The 1,362-nt window shown below is 47.5% G+C and carries 1 protein-coding gene and 1 pseudogene; both read right to left on the bottom strand.

Annotated elements, in window-relative coordinates:
• Nucleotides 1-97: 97 nt before the first annotated feature.
• The gene (locus IQR33_RS16890; RefSeq protein ID WP_193843871.1) at nucleotides 98-811 is read right to left on the bottom strand and encodes an alpha/beta fold hydrolase; all 714 of its coding nucleotides are present in this window, start codon (nucleotides 809-811) and stop codon (nucleotides 98-100) included.
• Between the two features lies 1 nt (nucleotide 812).
• Nucleotides 813-1,362, bottom strand: a pseudogene (locus IQR33_RS16885) (cupin domain-containing protein); the annotation flags it as partial.

The raw sequence follows: 1,362 nt of genomic DNA, 5'->3' as shown, positions 1-1,362 counted from the left end.
CGCGGCAGGTATTCGCTACTACTTCTGATAATACTCATCGCTCACCACCTATACCCAAGTAACCTTAAGGTGGTGAGTGATGAAGTTCTTATCAACACTAAGTAAAGTTATCTTGAAGCCAAGTAGTCATCACTTCACTAATAATTAAAGGCTGCTCAAGCGTAGATAGATGCCCACACTCAGGGATAACATGAAGCGTGACGTTTGGGATGCATCTCTCCATGAGCAGATGATTGTCTAGCGGACAAAGCTTATCTTCTTTACCTGTTATCACCAACGTAGGAACTTGAATGTCCGCCAATAAAGGTCGAGCATCCGGGCGAGTTGCTAACGCTTTAGCATGTGCTTCAAATGCCTCCAAACCTACATTGACCGCCATGCCTTCTATACGCTCAGTTAACGCTTTGTCTTGCAAACGGCTTGGATGAATCAGCACAGGCATCAGAGTGTCAGGCGTAATGCGTTCAAACTCACCACTTAGCGCACGGCTAACCAGTGCATCACGCTTTTGTGTCACCTCTGGCTTTTCATCTGCTGCATTGGTATCCATGAGGATCAAGCCTTTGACTCTGTTTGGCGCTTGACGGTACACCTCAAAGGCAAGAATCCCACCCATTGATAAGCCACCCAAGACAAACTCCTGCGGTGCGTCTTGCAACACTTTCTGCGCCAGCTGTTCCATTGACGGCAATGAGGCCAGCGTCGGGCATGAAGGCTCAACCCAACTTGGCAACGCTCGGTTGACTTCCTCAAACAATGTGCCATCACAAAGTAGTCCGGGTAGCCAAACTAACGAGGTGGGTTGCGTCATTTTATTCTCCTGCAAGCGGCTTTGGTTGATCAGACCCAAGAATGCAATACGTCAAACTATTACCACGCAAGTTCGTCAGTGAATAAGACGCACCTTCTGGAACATTCAGCACATCACCGCGCGTTAAAACAACACTCGCTTGTTCGCCTTGATGCGTGAGGACGACTTCAGTATCGCCATCAAAGTTGATAAGCACTTGTTTTTCTTCTCGGCAGTGTTGAGGAATCGAGCCACCTTCAGAAAGCTCATAAGCCATGATGCTCACTTCATCTTCACTCTTTACTTGGAAGTCATAACTCGCCAAAGGATGACCCGTTAAGGCGTATTGTTTCACGTTGCTTCCGCCGAAATCGCCTTTGATTTCACGATAATCTTTTTGCAGAGCGACAAATGGCATCATCTCTTCTGCGGTGTAGGTATCGAAGGTCGCGAGTTCTTCTTCGGTAAGCAGCGGCATCAATTCTGATTCTTGTGGCACCGGGTCGCCATTAATAGTGTCCACAAGTGTGCCATCGGCTTTGAGGTATAAACCATAACCTTGACTGTCTTTG

The sequence above is a fragment of the Vibrio sp. OPT46 genome (assembly GCF_015163535.1).
Lineage (GTDB): Bacteria > Pseudomonadota > Gammaproteobacteria > Enterobacterales > Vibrionaceae > Vibrio > Vibrio alginolyticus.
The sequence above is the reverse complement of the archived record's forward strand: the minus strand, read 5'-3'. Positions and strand labels throughout refer to the sequence as shown.